General features: G+C 64.3%; 13 protein-coding genes. 4 read left to right on the forward strand and 9 right to left on the reverse strand.

Annotated elements, in window-relative coordinates; translation table 11 throughout:
- Window positions 1–3: 3 nt before the first annotated feature.
- Entirely contained in the window at window positions 4–987 is a 984-nt protein-coding gene (locus WCJ41_RS00135) for an MDR family oxidoreductase (RefSeq protein ID WP_336903778.1), read from the reverse strand.
- 18 nt (window positions 988–1,005) lie between these two features.
- On the reverse strand, window positions 1,006–2,331 hold the full coding sequence (locus tag WCJ41_RS00140; RefSeq protein ID WP_336903779.1) for a dihydroorotase: 1,326 nt from the start codon (window positions 2,329–2,331) through the stop codon (window positions 1,006–1,008).
- 61 nt (window positions 2,332–2,392) lie between these two features.
- Here WCJ41_RS00140 and WCJ41_RS00145 point away from each other — a divergent pair, with 61 nt between their 5' ends.
- Genes WCJ41_RS00145 through WCJ41_RS00160 form a run of 4 tightly spaced genes read left to right on the forward strand, consistent with a single transcriptional unit; the run spans window position 2,393 to window position 4,887 of the window.
- On the forward strand, window positions 2,393–3,208 hold the full coding sequence (locus WCJ41_RS00145) for a folate-binding protein (protein WP_336903780.1): 816 nt from the start codon (window positions 2,393–2,395) through the stop codon (window positions 3,206–3,208).
- A complete protein-coding gene (locus WCJ41_RS00150) occupies window positions 3,205–3,795 on the forward strand; it encodes a DNA-3-methyladenine glycosylase I (protein ID WP_336903781.1) in 591 nt (196 codons plus the stop codon). The genes WCJ41_RS00145 and WCJ41_RS00150 overlap by 4 nt, the downstream gene beginning before the upstream one ends.
- Complete coding sequence (locus tag WCJ41_RS00155) at window positions 3,779–4,387, forward strand: HD family hydrolase (RefSeq protein WP_336903782.1); 609 nt, start codon at window positions 3,779–3,781, stop codon at window positions 4,385–4,387. Before WCJ41_RS00150 ends, WCJ41_RS00155 begins: the two co-directional genes overlap by 17 nt.
- Window positions 4,384–4,887, forward strand: coding sequence for a protein tyrosine phosphatase (locus WCJ41_RS00160; protein WP_336903783.1), 504 nt, complete (start codon window positions 4,384–4,386; stop codon window positions 4,885–4,887). The genes WCJ41_RS00155 and WCJ41_RS00160 overlap by 4 nt, the downstream gene beginning before the upstream one ends.
- Window positions 4,888–4,997: 110 nt before the next feature.
- On the opposite strand, the gene WCJ41_RS00165 is transcribed toward WCJ41_RS00160, so the two are convergent.
- From WCJ41_RS00165 to WCJ41_RS00195, 7 genes are all read right to left on the reverse strand, one after another.
- On the reverse strand, window positions 4,998–5,858 hold the full coding sequence (locus tag WCJ41_RS00165) for a branched-chain amino acid aminotransferase (protein WP_336903784.1): 861 nt from the start codon (window positions 5,856–5,858) through the stop codon (window positions 4,998–5,000).
- A 101-nt stretch (window positions 5,859–5,959) separates the two neighbouring features.
- Window positions 5,960–6,931, reverse strand: coding sequence for a cell wall hydrolase (locus WCJ41_RS00170; protein ID WP_336903785.1), 972 nt, complete (start codon window positions 6,929–6,931; stop codon window positions 5,960–5,962).
- A 174-nt stretch (window positions 6,932–7,105) separates the two neighbouring features.
- Entirely contained in the window at window positions 7,106–9,781 is a 2,676-nt protein-coding gene (gene ppdK, locus WCJ41_RS00175) for a pyruvate, phosphate dikinase (protein WP_336903786.1), read from the reverse strand.
- Window positions 9,782–9,908: 127 nt separating this feature from the next.
- Window positions 9,909–11,144, reverse strand: coding sequence for an MFS transporter (locus WCJ41_RS00180; RefSeq protein WP_336903787.1), 1,236 nt, complete (start codon window positions 11,142–11,144; stop codon window positions 9,909–9,911).
- Between the two features lie 334 nt (window positions 11,145–11,478).
- Window positions 11,479–13,491: a glycine--tRNA ligase subunit beta gene (glyS, locus tag WCJ41_RS00185; protein WP_336903788.1), complete on the reverse strand. Its 2,013-nt coding sequence runs from the start codon at window positions 13,489–13,491 to the stop codon at window positions 11,479–11,481.
- A 65-nt stretch (window positions 13,492–13,556) separates the two neighbouring features.
- Window positions 13,557–13,796, reverse strand: a complete 240-nt coding sequence (locus tag WCJ41_RS00190) for a CDGSH iron-sulfur domain-containing protein (protein ID WP_336903789.1) — start codon at window positions 13,794–13,796, stop codon at window positions 13,557–13,559.
- Between the two features lie 72 nt (window positions 13,797–13,868).
- Window positions 13,869–14,780 (reverse strand): glycine--tRNA ligase subunit alpha, encoded by a 912-nt coding sequence (locus WCJ41_RS00195; RefSeq protein ID WP_336903790.1) that lies wholly within the window; start codon window positions 14,778–14,780, stop codon window positions 13,869–13,871.
- Window positions 14,781–14,795 lie beyond the last annotated feature (15 nt).

Below are 14,795 nucleotides of genomic sequence, written 5' to 3' on the forward strand. Positions count from 1 at the left end.
CGCCTAAGCGATGTCGACGACGACGCGGCCCTTCACCATGCCGGCCACGATGTCAGCCGCCACCTGCGGCACGTCGTCCAGCTTCACATGCGTGGTGAGCGCGTGGAGTTTCGAGAGGTCAAGGTCCTGTACCAGCCGCTCCCACACTTGCAAGCGGCGCGGCATGGGCGTCGAGACGGAGTTGACGCCGACGAGCTTGACGCCGCGCAGGATGAAGGGCGCAACACTGGTCGGCAGGTCCAGCCCTTGGGCATTGCCGCAGGCTGCGACCGTGCTGTCAGGGTTCATCTGCGAGATGACATTGGCGAGCGTGGTGGAACCCACGGAATCAACGCAGCCCGCCCAGCGCGACTTGGCCAGCGCCTTCACCGGGCCGTTGAACTCGTTGCGATCGACGATGCCTGCCGCGCCGAGACTCTTGAGGAACGGCTCTTCCGAGGTGCGGCCCGTGGAAGCGATGACGCGATAGCCGAGCTTGGCGAGGATGACGATGGCGGTGGTGCCCACGCCACCTGCCGCACCGGTGACGAGGATGTCGCCGTCCGACGGCTTTACGCCCTGCTCCTCCAGCGCCATGACGCAGAGCATGGCGGTGTAGCCCGCGACACCCACTGACATGCAGTCGGCCGCCGTCCAGCCCTTTGGCACAGGCACCAGCCAGTCGCCATTGACGCGTGCGACTTCCGAGAAGCCGCCATGGTGGCCTTCGCCCACGCCGTAGCCGTTCAGCACCACATGGTCGCCCGCCTTCCAGCGCGGGTTGGTGGAGGAACGGACAACGCCGGCGAAGTCGATGCCGGGGATCAGCGGGAAGCGCCGCGCAATGGGCGCCTTGCCGGTGATGTTGAGGCCGTCCTTGTAGTTGACCGAGGAATGCGTGACGTCGACGGTGACGTCGCCTTCCATGAGGTCGGACTCCTCGAGGCGGGTGAGTTCGGCCGTCTGGCCGGCGTCGGACTTCGAAATGAGAATGGCACGGAAGGACATGGTGGTTCCTCTCTGAAACTAAAGCGCTTCCACGAAGCGGATGGGCTGGCCATGGGCATGGCCGATGATTTCGTCGTTCCACATGGCGCGGCGGCCGCGCACATAGGTGCCGATGGGCCAGCCGGTGACCTCGCGGCCGTCATGCGGGGTCCACTTGCAGCGGCTTTCGATCCAGTCATTGGTGATCGTCTGCTTGGCCTTCATGTCGACGATGGTGAAGTCGGCATCATAGCCCTCGGCGATGCGGCCCTTGCCAGCGAGGCCGAAGATGCGGTTGGGACCATGCGAGGTGAGGTCGACGAAGCGCTCGAGGCTCAGCATCCCCTTGTTCACGCAGTCGAGCATGACGGGCACCAGCGTCTGCACGCCGGGCATGCCTGAGGGCGAAGCGGGATAGGGCTTGGCCTTCTCCTCCAGCGTATGGGGCGCATGATCCGAGCCCAGCACGTCGACGAGGCCGGAATTGAGCGCGGCCCAGATACCGTCCTTGTGATGCGGTTCGCGCATCGGCGGGTTCATCTGCAGCAGGTTGCCGAGGCGGGCGTAATGCTCGGAGGTGAAGACGAGGTGGTTGGGCGTCACCTCGACGGTTGCCACGTCACGCGCGGCGGCGAGGATGGGCAATTCATCAGCGGTGGAGACATGCAGCACGTGGATGCGCTTGTGCGCCTCACGCGCGAGCCTGACGAGGCGCTCGGTGCACAGCCGCGCGGCCTCGGCATCGCGCCAGACATAGTGGCTGGACGGATCGCCGGGGACGCGCAGGTCCATCCGCGCATTGAGCCGATCCTCGTCCTCCGAATGGAAGGCGGCGCGGCGGCGGATGTTGGCCAGCACGCGGGCCACACCCTTGTCGTCGTCGACCAGCAGCGAGCCGGTGGACGAGCCCATGAACACCTTGATGCCCGCGCAACCGGGCAGCAGTTCGAGCTCGCCCAACTGGTGGGCGTTCTCGCGCGTGCCGCCCACATAGAAGGCGAAATCGCAATACATGCGGTTGGAGGCGCGGGCCACCTTGTCGGCCAGTGCTTCGGCGCTCGTCGTCAGCGGGCTCGTATTGGGCATTTCGAAGACGCCAGTGACGCCGCCCTTGACCGCGGCGCGGCCGCCGGTCTCGAGGTCTTCCTTGTGCTCGGCGCCGGGTTCGCGCAGGTGGACCTGGCTGTCCACCACGCCCGGCAGGATGTGGAGGCCGGTGCAATCGACCACCTCGCCACCCTGTTCCCGGCCGAATGCGCCGAGACCGACGATGCGGCCTCCGGAAACGGCAATATCGCGCTGTCCGACACCGTCGTGGTTGACGACGGTGCCGCCCTTCAGGATCAATTCGGCGTGGAACGGCATGGCTGTCCTTGAACGTGGTTCCCGGTCTTCGTAAATGTGGATTGGAAACGAAGCAACAGAGATGCATGAGATTGATTTTCGGGCCGGACGGCTCCCCGGTCGGGCCATTCTGTCAGTTGGGGGCCCGGAGGCGGGGCATTTCCTGCACAACCTGCTCACGTCCGACATCGACCACTTGGGCCCGGGCCAGGCCGCCTATGCCGCCCTGCTCACCCCGCAGGGGAAAATCCTGTTCGACATGATCGTGGTCGCCCAGGATGGCGGCTACCTGATCGACTGCGGCGCAAGCCAGCGGGCGGACCTCATGAAGCGACTTGCCATGTACAAGCTCCGCGCCAAGGTGGAGATCGCCGCACGGGACGACCTTGCCGTCGGGGTTTCACCGGTCGAGGTTCCCGGCAGCTATCGCGACCCGCGTAGCGCCGACATCGGCTGGCGCATCATCGGCGCGCCGGAGGGCGAGGCCGATGGCTATGACGCCGCCCGCATCAGAGGCGGACTGGCAGACTCGGCGGCCGATCTCGGGTCAGGCGAGTTCTTCCCGCATGAGGCCAACCTCGACCAGCTGGCAGGCGTGAATTTCCGCAAGGGCTGCTACGTGGGCCAGGAAGTGGTCTCGCGCATGGAGCACCGTGGCACGGCACGAAGCCGCATCCTGCCGGTGTTGCTGGATGGCGTGGCTCCACCGAAGGGCACGGACATCCGCTCCGGCGACAAGCAGGTCGGCACCCTGCTCTCCTCATCCGGCTCGAACGCCCTCGCACTGATCCGTCTCGACCGGCTGGCGGAGGCCACAGCCCCGCTCCTTGCCGATGGCGTTTCGCTGAAGGTGCTGAAGCCCGCCTGGGCGACGTACGATGTTCCGGGGGCCGCATGAGTGCCGTTCGCCATGAAGACGGGATTTGCCGCTGCCACTGGTGCGGCACGGACCCGGTCTATGTCGCCTATCACGATACCGAATGGGGCGTTCCCGAATATGACTCGCGCGCGCTGTTCGAGAAGCTGCTGCTCGATGGCTTCCAGGCGGGGCTCTCATGGATCACAATCCTCCGCAAGCGCGACAATTTCCGCAAGGCCTTCGACGGCTTCGACCCGCAGAAGATGGCGCGCTACAAGCCCGCGAAGCTCGAGCGCCTGATGCAGGATGCGGGCATCGTGCGGAACCGGCTGAAGATCGACGCAAGTGTCACCAATGCGCAGGCCTATCTGGCGATCCCCGATTTCTCCACCTATCTCTGGGATTTCCTCAATGGCGTGCCGCTGCAGAACAAGATCCGCAGCATGAGTGAGATCCAGGCCAAGACGCCGCTCGCCGAGAAGATGTCGAAGGACCTTCAGAAGCGCGGCTTCCGCTTCGTCGGCCCCACCATCGTCTATGCCTTCATGCAGGCCTGCGGACTGGTGAACGACCACCTCATCGACTGCCACCGCCATGAGTCCGTGAAGCATGCCGCGCGCCGCTGAGCCGCCGCGCGCCTGGCAGCGCATGCTGTCAGGGCGGAGGCTCGATCTGCTCAACCCCTCGCCGCTCGACATCGAGGTTGAGGACATCGCGCATGGGCTGGCCCGCGTGGCGCGGTGGAACGGACAGACCAAGGGTGACCATGCCTTTTCCGTCGCCCAGCATTGCGTGCTGGTGGAAGAGCTGGCCCTGCAGCTCGACCCCGGACTCGACCGCGCAGCGCGGCTCACGGCCTTGCTGCATGACGCGCCGGAATATGTGGTGGGCGACATGATCTCGCCGTTCAAGGCGGCGCTGGGGCTGGACTACAAGGCCTTCGAGAACCGGCTTCTCGCTGCGATCCACATCCGCTTCGGGCTGAAGGCGCAGGCACCGCAGAAGCTGGAACTGTTCATCAAGAAATGCGACCACCTCGCTGCCTATCTGGAAGCGACACAGCTTGCGGGCTTCGCCATCGACGAGGCGGAGAAGTTCTTCGGCAAGCCGAAGGGCCTCGAGGGCGTTGCGGCGCAGCGCTTCTTCCGCCTCAAGCCGCTGGCCACCAATGATGCGGCGGCCCTTTACCTCAAGACATTCAGAAAGCTTGCCCCATGATCATCGTCGGCCCGCTCAACAAGGTCCAGCCGCTCATCGACGAGCATGGCGTGAAGCATGTGGTGACGCTGCTCGCCCCCGATACGCCGCATGACGCACCAGTGGGCATTGCGCCCGACCGTCATCTGAAGCTCTATTTCCATGACATCGTGCAACACATGGACGGCCACACGCCTCCACGCGCGGCAGATGCCGAACGGCTCATCGCCTTCTTCCAGAGCTGGGACAGGCAAGACCCGATGCTGGTGCATTGCTGGGCCGGCATCAGCCGTTCGACGGCGGCAGCCTATACTGCTCTGTGCATGTTCCGGCCCGATGCGAGCGAAGAGGAACTGGCGCAGGAACTGCGCACCGCCTCGCCTTCGGCCACGCCCAACCGGCTGATCGTGTCGCTGGCCGACGAGGTGCTGGGCCGACAGGGGCGCATGTTGAAGGCCATCGAGAAGATCGGTCGTGGTGCCGATGCCTTCGAGGGCACGCCCTTCGTGCTGAGGCCTTGAGGTTCACAAAGGTTCATCATGCGCGGGCTTGACCCGCGCATCCTTTTCGTGGCCGCCAAAAAGGATGGCCGGGTCGAGCCCGGCCATGATGAGTTGAATGGTGCGGAAACCTACTTCCCGCTCAGCGCATAGTCCCAATAGAGGTCCCGCGCCTTCTGCATGATGGGGCCGGGCTGCAGGTTCTTCTGCTCGACGCGGGTGATGGGTGCCACCTTTGCCCAATTGCCGGTGGTAAAGACTTCATCCGCCTCGAGGAACTCGCTCCACTTGAGCGAGCGCTCATGCACCTTGATGCCAGCCTCGCGCAGCAGCTTGACGACGCGCTGGCGGGTGACGCCGTTGAGGAAGGTGCCGTTGGGAACGGGCGTATGCGCCTCGCCATCCTTGGCGTACCAGATGTTGGCGGTGGAGAGCTCCGCCACATGGCCCAGCGCATCGAGCATCACGGCATTGTCGAAGCCCCGTGACTTCGCCTCGCGGATGGCGCGGGCCGAGTTGGGATAGTGGCAGGCCGCCTTGGCGTCGGTTGGCGCATATTCATAGGACGGACGGCGGAATGGCGAGCAGGTGATGGCCGAACCCGTTGGCTTGGGCAGCGGCGCGGCATAGACGGACACCGAGAACTGGGTCGACTCCGGGTCGACGTCGACGAAGCCATCCTCCGCCCAGAACATGGGGCGGAGATAGAGTTCGGCGTCCTTGGGGAACTTGGCGATGCCCTCGCGGATCAGCTCCTCGATCTCGCCGGCATTCTTGACGACCTTGAGGCCGAAGCTCTGGGCCGAACGCACGATGCGCTGGCAATGCTGGTCGAGATCCGGCGCCACGCCCGCAAAGGCGCGGGCTCCATCGAACACGCAGGAGCCGAGCCACGGCGCATGGGTCATGGTGCCCATCACCTGCGGGTTGCCCTCATGCCATTCGCCCTTGAACCAGGTCCAGGCAGTGCCGGCGGTTTCCTTGTGGCTCATCTCTCAACGTCTCCCTTTCATGCCCGGCATCCTAAACCGGCCTCACCTGAAACAGAAAGGGCGCCCGGAGGCGCCCATTCGAACCCTGCCATGCAGGCGTGTCAGCCCTCTTCGTAGAAGACGTGATGCCCGATCTTGATGAGCCGCCGCATGCTCTTGGCCCAGGCGGGGTTCACGTAGTCGGCGTGGTAATTGGTTGCGGAGCCGACGGCGGCGACCTTGGCATCGCCCGAAATCGCCATCTGCGCGATGCGCTTGGAATTGGACCAGGCGGCAGCGCTGCGCACGTCATCCGGCAGGCCGTCACAGGCGAAGGAGAACTGGCAGGAATTGCGGCGGCCAGAGCCCTGGTAGACCACGCCGCAGATCGACTTGGGATATTCCGGATCCTTGACGCGGTTGAGAATGACCTTGGCGACGGCGAGCTGGCCCAGTTCCGACTCCGAGCGGGCCTCGAAGTAGACGGCGCGGGCGAGGCAGTTTTCCTCAGCCATCTGAATGCGGCGCTGGGCGATGGCTTTCTGGGTGGCCTTGTCCACGGGCTTGGCCGAGGCGGTGACGGTGCGCTTCAGCTTCACGCCCTGCATGACCTTCAGCGGCGAGGGACCCTTGTTGATGACGCTGGGCGTCTGGGTGTCGTCCTCGCTCATGTTCACCGAGGCGGGGACGATCTGAACCTGCTGCTTTTCAACGATGGAGGCCTGAAGGACGACGGGCTTGTCGCCCTTGCCGTCGGCGGAGACAGTCTGTTCCTGATAGGTGATCCGGGCGGTGAAGGCGGTCTTGTTGATGACCTCGAGGCTGGTGGATTCAGGGACCAGCGAGCCCTTGGCGAGGATGTTGGAAGACGGGCCGGACATGCTTTCGATGATGTCGCCCGGGTCGGCGTTGTGGGCCACGGCATTCTGGCCCATGTAATGGCCAGCGAAGGCGAAGGCCAGAACCAGCAATACGCCACCGACCGCCATAGGGGCGTAGTCGGCGAAGAAGCTGGGCTTCCTGGCGACGGCGTAGTGCTCGAGTTCCCAGAAGCCCGCAGGCCCTGCTGATCTTTTAAGCGCTTTTTTCTTCACTTCCCCTCGACACACCGTGGGCCGCATGTCTTACGGCGCTGTTAATACGCGGTAGTCTATTGGGGTCTCGTTTAACATAAGTTAACCATCCCGGCAACACGAGACGGCCGCTTTCGAGCCTGAATCGTGACAGGGTAAAGACATGGTTAACCCCTTGCCACAATTCGGAAAAACCTAGTGTTTCGAGAGGCTTGCCTGAGCTGCCGCCAAGCGTGCAATGGGCACCCGGAACGGCGAACATGACACATAGTCAAGATTGACGGTTTCGCAGAAAGCGATTGAGGCAGGATCGCCGCCGTGCTCGCCGCAGATGCCGGCCTTCAGCCCGGGCTTGACGCTGCGCCCGCGCTCGGTCGCCATCCGGATGAGTTCACCCACCCCCTCGATGTCGAGAGAGATGAAGGGATCCGTCTTGAACACCCCCTTCGAGGTGTATTCGCCGATGAAGCGGGCGGCGTCGTCACGGCTGATGCCGAAGGTGGTTTGCGTCAGGTCGTTGGTGCCGAAGGAGAAGAAGTCGGCGGACTCCGCAATCTCGGCTGCCCGCAGCGCGGCGCGCGGAAGCTCGATCATGGTGCCGACCGAATAGGAGATGGCAACGCCTGTCTCCTTGGCCACCTGCTCGGCCACGGCGACGATGCGCTCCTTCACCCGGTCCAACTCGTTGCGGGACGCCACCAGCGGGATCATGACTTCGGGGATGGGCGCCTTGCCGGTGCGGCGGTGGATTTCGGTCGCCGCCTCGAAAATGGCGCGGGCCTGCATCTCGGCTATTTCAGGGTAGGAGATCAGCAGGCGCACGCCGCGGTGGCCCAGCATGGGGTTGAACTCCTTGAGCTCCGCCACGCGGGCGCGCAGCTGGTCGGGGTTGGCGCCCATCTGCTCGGCCACCTCCTCGATCTCGTGGTCGGCCTGCGGCAGGAACTCGTGCAGCGGCGGGTCGAGCAGGCGGATCGTGACGGGCAGACCCGCCATGATCTCGAACAGCTCGATGAAGTCGTTCCTCTGCATCGGCAGGATCTTGGCCAGCGCCGTGCGGCGGGCATCCACCTTGTCGGCGATGATCATCTCGCGCACCGCCACGATGCGCTCGGAATCGAAGAACATGTGCTCGGTGCGGCACAGGCCGATGCCCTCTGCCCCAAAGTCGCGCGCGGTGCGGGCGTCGAGCGGGGTTTCGGCATTGGCCCTGACACCCATGCGGCGGAAGGAATCCGCCCACGTCATCAGCAGCGCAAAGTCGCCCGAGAGCTCGGGCTTGATGGTGGCCACTTCGCCCTTCATCACCTGGCCGGACGAGCCATCGACGGTGATCGTCTCGCCCTTCTTGAGCGTGACGCCCATGACGGTGAGGGTTCCCGCCGCATAGTCGATGCGCAGCGTGCCCGCACCCGAAACGCAGGGCTTTCCCATGCCGCGTGCCACCACGGCCGCGTGGGAGGTCATGCCGCCGCGCGTCGTCAAGATCCCTTCGGCGGCGTGCATGCCGTGGATGTCCTCCGGGCTCGTCTCGATGCGCACCAGAATCACACGGCGGTTGAGCGCCTTGAGGCGCTCGGCCTCGTCAGCGTCGAACACGATTTCGCCGGAGGCCGCGCCCGGCGAGGCGGGAAGACCGGTGGCAATCACGTCGCGCCTGGCCTTGGGGTCGAGTGTCGGATGCAGCAGCTGGTCGAGCGAGGCCGGGTCGATGCGCTTGACGGCTTCCTGCCTGGTGATGAGGCCTTCCGCAGCCATGTCCACCGCGATCTTCAGCGCCGCCTTGGCGGTGCGCTTGCCGGTGCGGGTCTGCAGCATCCAGAGCTTGCCGTCCTGGATGGTGAATTCCATGTCCTGCATGTCGCGGTAGTGGCGCTCCAGCAGGTCGAAATTGGCCTTCAGCTCCGTGAAGGTGCCGGGCATGATCTGCTCGAGCGAGGGTGCTTCCGAATGCGCCTCGATGCGGGCTCTTTCGGTGATGTTCTGCGGCGTACGGATGCCGGCGACCACGTCCTCGCCCTGGGCGTTGACGAGGAATTCACCGTAGAGTTCCTTCGCGCCCGTTGCCGGGTTGCGGGTGAAGGCAACGCCGGTGGCCGAGGTCTCGCCCATGTTGCCGAACACCATGGCCTGCACGTTGACGGCGGTGCCCCAGTCTTCCGGAATGTTGTTGAGCTTGCGATAGGTGATGGCGCGGGCACCCATCCACGACTTGAACACGGCGCCGATCGCACCCCACAGCTGCTCATGCGGGTCCTGCGGGAAGGGCTTGCCGGTTGCCTCCTGCACCAATGCTGCGTAGCGGACGATGAGGCCCTGCCACTCCTCCGCCGTCACCTGCGTGTCGAGCGAATAGCCGCGCTGTTCCTTGAAGCCGCCGAGAATATCCTCGAACTCGTCATGGTCGACGCCGAGCACGACATCGGCATACATCGAGATGAAGCGGCGGTAGCTGTCGAAGGCGAAGCGCCGGTCACGTGAGCGGGTGGCGAGGCCCTCAACCGTTGCATCGTTGAGGCCGAGGTTGAGGACGGTGTCCATCATGCCCGGCATCGAGGCGCGGGCACCCGAGCGCACGGAGACGAGCAGCGGGTTGGCGGCATTGCCGAACTGGGCGCCGGCAATCTTCTCGACCGTGGTCAATGCCGAACGGATCTGCGCGTCGAGACCTTCAGGATAGGCGCGGTTGTTCTTGTAGAAAACGGTGCAGACTTCGGTGAACAGGGTAAAGCCCGGCGGAACGGGAAGACCGAGGTTTGCCATTTCGGCGAGGTTCGCGCCCTTGCCGCCCAGCAGCGCCTTCATATCCGCCCGGCCATCCGCCGCGCCACCACCGAAGGAATAGACGAACTTCGCGCTATCAGCCGCCATGACAGAGTCTTCCCATTGCTGACGTTTGCTTATGAAGTCTTTTAGCGGGCGGCGGCCCGCTCAATAGACAACCACAGCCTTGCACCGTGTGCAATGCAATATCGCAGATGCGACATTGCGGCTGGCCTCAGGCCATGGCCGGGCTGAGCGGCGGGGCGTGAGGGCGGCGGACATAGAGGATCCACAGGGCGATCGACAGGTTCAGCACGTTCCAGCCCACGCCGTTGAGGAAGGCCATGGTGTAGGAGCCCGTCCAGTCATAGATGATGCCGGACATCCAGCCGCCCAGGGCCATGCCGAAGACGGTGGCGGTGAGCACGGTGGAGATGCGGCTGCCGGCCTCGCGTGCAGGGAAATGGTCGCGGATGATAAGCGCATAGCTCGGCACGATGCCGCCCTGGCTCAAGCCGAAGATGGCCGAGACCACGTAGAGCGAGGCGAGCCCGTCGAACGGGATGTAGGCGAGGAGCGCCAGCATCTGCATGAAGGAGCCCGCGATCAGCGTCGTCAGGCCGCCCAGCTTGTCGGCGACGAGGCCGGAGACGAGGCGGCTCAACACGCCAAAGCCCAGCATGACGGAGAGCATTTCAGCACCGCGTGCCGGGCCATAGCCGAGATCGGCGCAATAGGCGACGATGTGAACCTGCGGCATTGACATGGCGACACAGCAGGAAAGGCCCGCCAGCACGAGGGCGGGGAACAACAGTGGATGGCTGGGCAACAGGCCCTTCTGGCCTGAGCCACGGCTCGCGGGGCTGGCCGTGTCGTGGAAGTGCGGGCGCTTCCGCAGGAGCTGCGCGCCCGGCACCATGACGACGATGCAGAGCACGCCGATCGCCATGTAGGTCCAGCGCCAGCCATAGGTCTGGATCGAGGCCTGCATGAAGGGCGGCCAGATGGTGCCGGCGATGTAATTGCCGCTGGCCACGATGGCGATGGCGATGCCACGGCGCTTGAGGAACCACTGCGAGGCATCGGCCACCAGCGGACCGAAGGTGGCCGCACTTCCGAGGAAGCCGATGAAAACCGCCTGCACCACGACGAACTGCCAGTAGCTGGTCGACCAGGCGGCGAGAAAGAAGCCGACGCCCAGCGCAACGCCCGCGATGGTGATGGGCACGGTGATGCCGAACTTGTCCGCCACCTTGCCCATGACGAAGCCGCCGGCCGCGAAGCCGAGGAAGGTGGCCGTATAGGGGAATGAGGCGCCCGCACGGTCCACCCCGAACTCCGTCTGGATGGTGGGCAGCACGACGACCGCCAGCCACAGCCCGATTCCGCCCACCACGGCGAGCACCAGCGAGATGAACAGCCTGATCCAGGCATAGCGGCTGTCAGGCGTGTAGGCGGAGGCAGCGGTCATGCCCCTGCATAACAAAGCGGGAGCCGAGGTCCAATCGGCACCTTTGCCAAATCGCTGGGACCAGCATTGCTTGGGGGGCGTGGCTCTGCCTACTGAATCATCTCCGGCTGGAGACGGCCCATCGTCCTCTCCCGCAAAGCGGGAGAGGAAGGGGACCCAACGAAGTTGGGGGAGGTGAGGGTATGCGGTCTCCGGACCAAATGCAGCGCCCGTTTCCCCTCATATCCCCGTTGCGACCCGCAACGGGTCCCTTCTTCTCCCGCTGAAGAAGCGGGAGAAGACAGAATGAGCATCCAGAAGACATTCCTTCAGCGGGGGAAGTCGCGCGTGGTCTTCAGCCCTCGATCTTCGAGAAATCCGCCACTTCCGCCGTTGCCGCGCGGATGTGGTTCAAGAGGCGCAACCGGTTTTCGCGGAAGGTGGCGTCCTTGTCGTTCACCGTCACGCCTTCGAAGAAGGCATCGACCGGCACGCGCAGCTTGGCGAGAGCCGTCATGGCCGCGCCGAAATCCTCCTCGCGCAGCGCGCGGCGCACCTGGCCCAGGGCCTGGGTGATTGCGGTGTGGAGCGTCTTCTCCTCGCCCTTGATGAGCTGCGAGATGTTCACGTCGCCGTCAAACGACTTGCCGTCTTTCTTCTCCTCGATGCGGAGAATGTTGGAGGCACGCTTGACGCCGGCCAGCAGGTTCTTGCCATCTTCCGTCTCGAGGAAGTTCGACAGCGCCTCGACGCGCTTCGTCACCATGAGAAGGTCGTTCTGGTTGCCGAGCGCGAAGACCGCGTCGATCAGGTCATGGCGCTTGCCCTGTTCCTTCAAGTGCACCTTCAGGCGATCGGCGAAGAAGGCGATGAGGTCGTCACCGCAGAAGGTGAGTGGCAGGTGGAGATTCTTGTCGAGGATGATGCGGATGACGCCGAGTGCGGACCGGCGCAGCGCGTAAGGGTCCTTGGAGCCCGTAGGCTTCTCGTCGATCGACCAGAAGCCGTTGAGCGTATCGAGCTTGTCAGCCAACGCCACGGCCTGGCCGACGGCAGACACCGGAATGGAATCTGTGGGGCCAACCGGCTTGTAATGATCGCGGATTGCATCGGCGACTTCGGGGTCCACACCTTGGTCGAGTGCGTAGTAGCGGCCCATCAGGCCCTGCAGTTCGGGGAACTCGCCCACCATGCCGGTGACGAGATCGGCCTTGGCGAGGCGTGCGGCGAGCTTCGCCTTCTCAGGGTCAGCACCGATTTTCCTGGCGACTTCAGCCGCGAGCGTTTCGATGCGCTGGACGCGTTCGCCCTGGTTGCCGAGCTTGGCGTGGAAGGTGATGGCGTCGAGCTTCTTCGCCCACTGCTCCAGCTTCACCTTGCGGTCCTGGTCCCAGAAGAACTTGGCGTCCGAAAGCCTGGCGGCGATGACCTTGTTGTTGCCGGCGATGATGGTCCGGCCACCATCCTTGGCGACGAGGTTCGACACCAGCAGGTAGCGGTTCGCGAGCTTGCCGGTTGATGCATTGCGCAGCGCGAAACATTTCTGGTGGTTCTTGATCGAGGTGGCGATCACCTCGGGCGGCACCGTGAGGAAGCTTTCATCGAAGCTGCCCATCAGCACCACGGGCCACTCGACGAGGCCTGCGGTTTCCTTCAGCAGGCCTTCATCCTCGATCAGTTCCAACCCTTGCGCAAAGGCGAGGTTCCTCGCTTCGGTGCGGATCGTCTCGACGCGCGCACTGGCGTCGACGAGCACGAAATTATGGTGGAGTTTCTGGGCATAATCATCGAAGCGGCGCACCTCGATGTTCTCAGCGCCCATGAAGCGGTGGCCGTGGGTGATGTTGCCGCTGTGGATGCCATCGATCTCGAAGGGCACCACTTCACCGTCGAAGGTGCAGACGATGGAATGCAGCGGGCGCACCCAGCGCAAGCTGCCCGAGCCCCAGCGCATGGATTTGGGCCAGGGGAACTTACGGATCGTGTCCGGCACGACATCGGCGATGATTTCGGTGGCGGTGCGGCCTGGCCGGCGGATGACCGCGAGGTAGAACTGGCCCTTCTTGTCGTCCTGCACTTTCAGCTCGCCGAGGCCGAGGCCGGTGGACTTGAGAAAGCCTTCGATGGCCGCTTGGGGCGCATCGACGCGTGGGCCCTTGCGCTCTTCATTCACGTCCGCTGCCTTAGCGTCGAGGCCCTCGACCGACAGCACCAGGCGGCGCGCACCGCCATGGGCCTGCGCGCCCTCATAGGTGAGGCCCGCTTCCACCAGCGCGTTGGTCACCATCTGGCGCAGGTCGGCAGCCGCCTTGTGCTGCATGCCAGCGGGGATTTCCTCGGAAAACAGTTCGATCAGAAGTTCAGGCATCGGGGACTCCGGGCGGGACCGCCGATTAGCAGCCCCGTCCCGGCTTGTCACCCCTCAGGGGTGACTCAGATCGCCTTGTGGCTGCCGTCGCAGAAGGGCGGCGTCTTGGTGTGCTTGCAGGCGCAGAAGAATTTGCGGCCGGTTTCTTCCGCCGTCCACTTGAGCGGCGTGAAGGAGGAGCCCTTGTGGCTGCCGTCGCAGAACGGCTGCTTCTTGGAATTGCCGCAGCTGCACCACCAGTAATCCTTGCCGGCCTCGACCTCGACGGGGATGGGCGACTTCTGGGCGATGGTGGGTTCAGACATGGGATGCTCCTGATTCAGTAATGGATCATGTTACATATTGCCGCGACTCAAGGTTTTTACAATCCCCGAAAACTACGCAGCAGCCCCGCCGCCCACCGTCTTGCTCCACGCCTCGCAGCAGCCCTTGGCGAGTTCGCGGACGCGCAGGATATAGGCCTGGCGCTCGGTGACCGAGATGACGCCGCGCGCATCGAGCAGGTTGAAGGTGTGAGATGCCTTGATGCACTGGTCGTAGGCCGGCAGCGCCATTTCGTGGAGCGTGTCGCGATCGCCTGCGGCCAGCAGTGCCTTGCACTCGGCCTCGGCGTCGATGAAGTGCTGCAGCAGGGCTTCCGTGTTGGCGTGCTCGAAATTGTAGCGCGAGAATTCCTGCTCGGCCTGCAAATAGACGTCACCGTAGGAGATGCGCTTGGCACCGTCCTGGCCGTTGAAGTTCAGGTCGTACACATTGTCGACGCCCTGGACATACATGGCGAGGCGCTCGAGGCCATAGGTGAGTTCACCCGAGACCGGCGCGCAGTCCAGCCCGCCGACCTGCTGAAAGTATGTGAACTGCGAGACTTCCATGCCGTCGCACCAGACTTCCCAGCCAAGACCCCAGGCGCCAAGCGTGGGGCTTTCCCAGTCGTCCTCGACGAAGCGGATGTCATGCAGCGAACGGTCGATGCCGATTGCTTCCAGCGAACCCAAATAGAGGTCCTGCAGGTTGGGCGGCGATGGCTTGATGATGACCTGGTACTGATAATAGTGCTGCAGCCGATTGGGGTTTTCGCCGTAGCGGCCATCCTTGGGGCGGCGCGAGGGCTGGACATAGGCGGCAGCCCAGGGGCGCGGGCCCACCGAGCGCAATGTGGTGGCGGGGTGGAAGGTGCCGGCACCGACTTCCATGTCATAGGGCTGCAGGATGACGCAGCCCTTGTCGCCCCAATACTGGTGGAGCGTGAGGATCAAGTCCTGGAAGGATTTGGTGGTATTCAATGCCATGTGGTCCGCCTCGAG

Origin of the sequence: Aestuariivirga sp. (assembly GCF_037139295.1) — a bacterium.
Classification (GTDB): Bacteria; Pseudomonadota; Alphaproteobacteria; order Rhizobiales; family Aestuariivirgaceae; genus Aestuariivirga.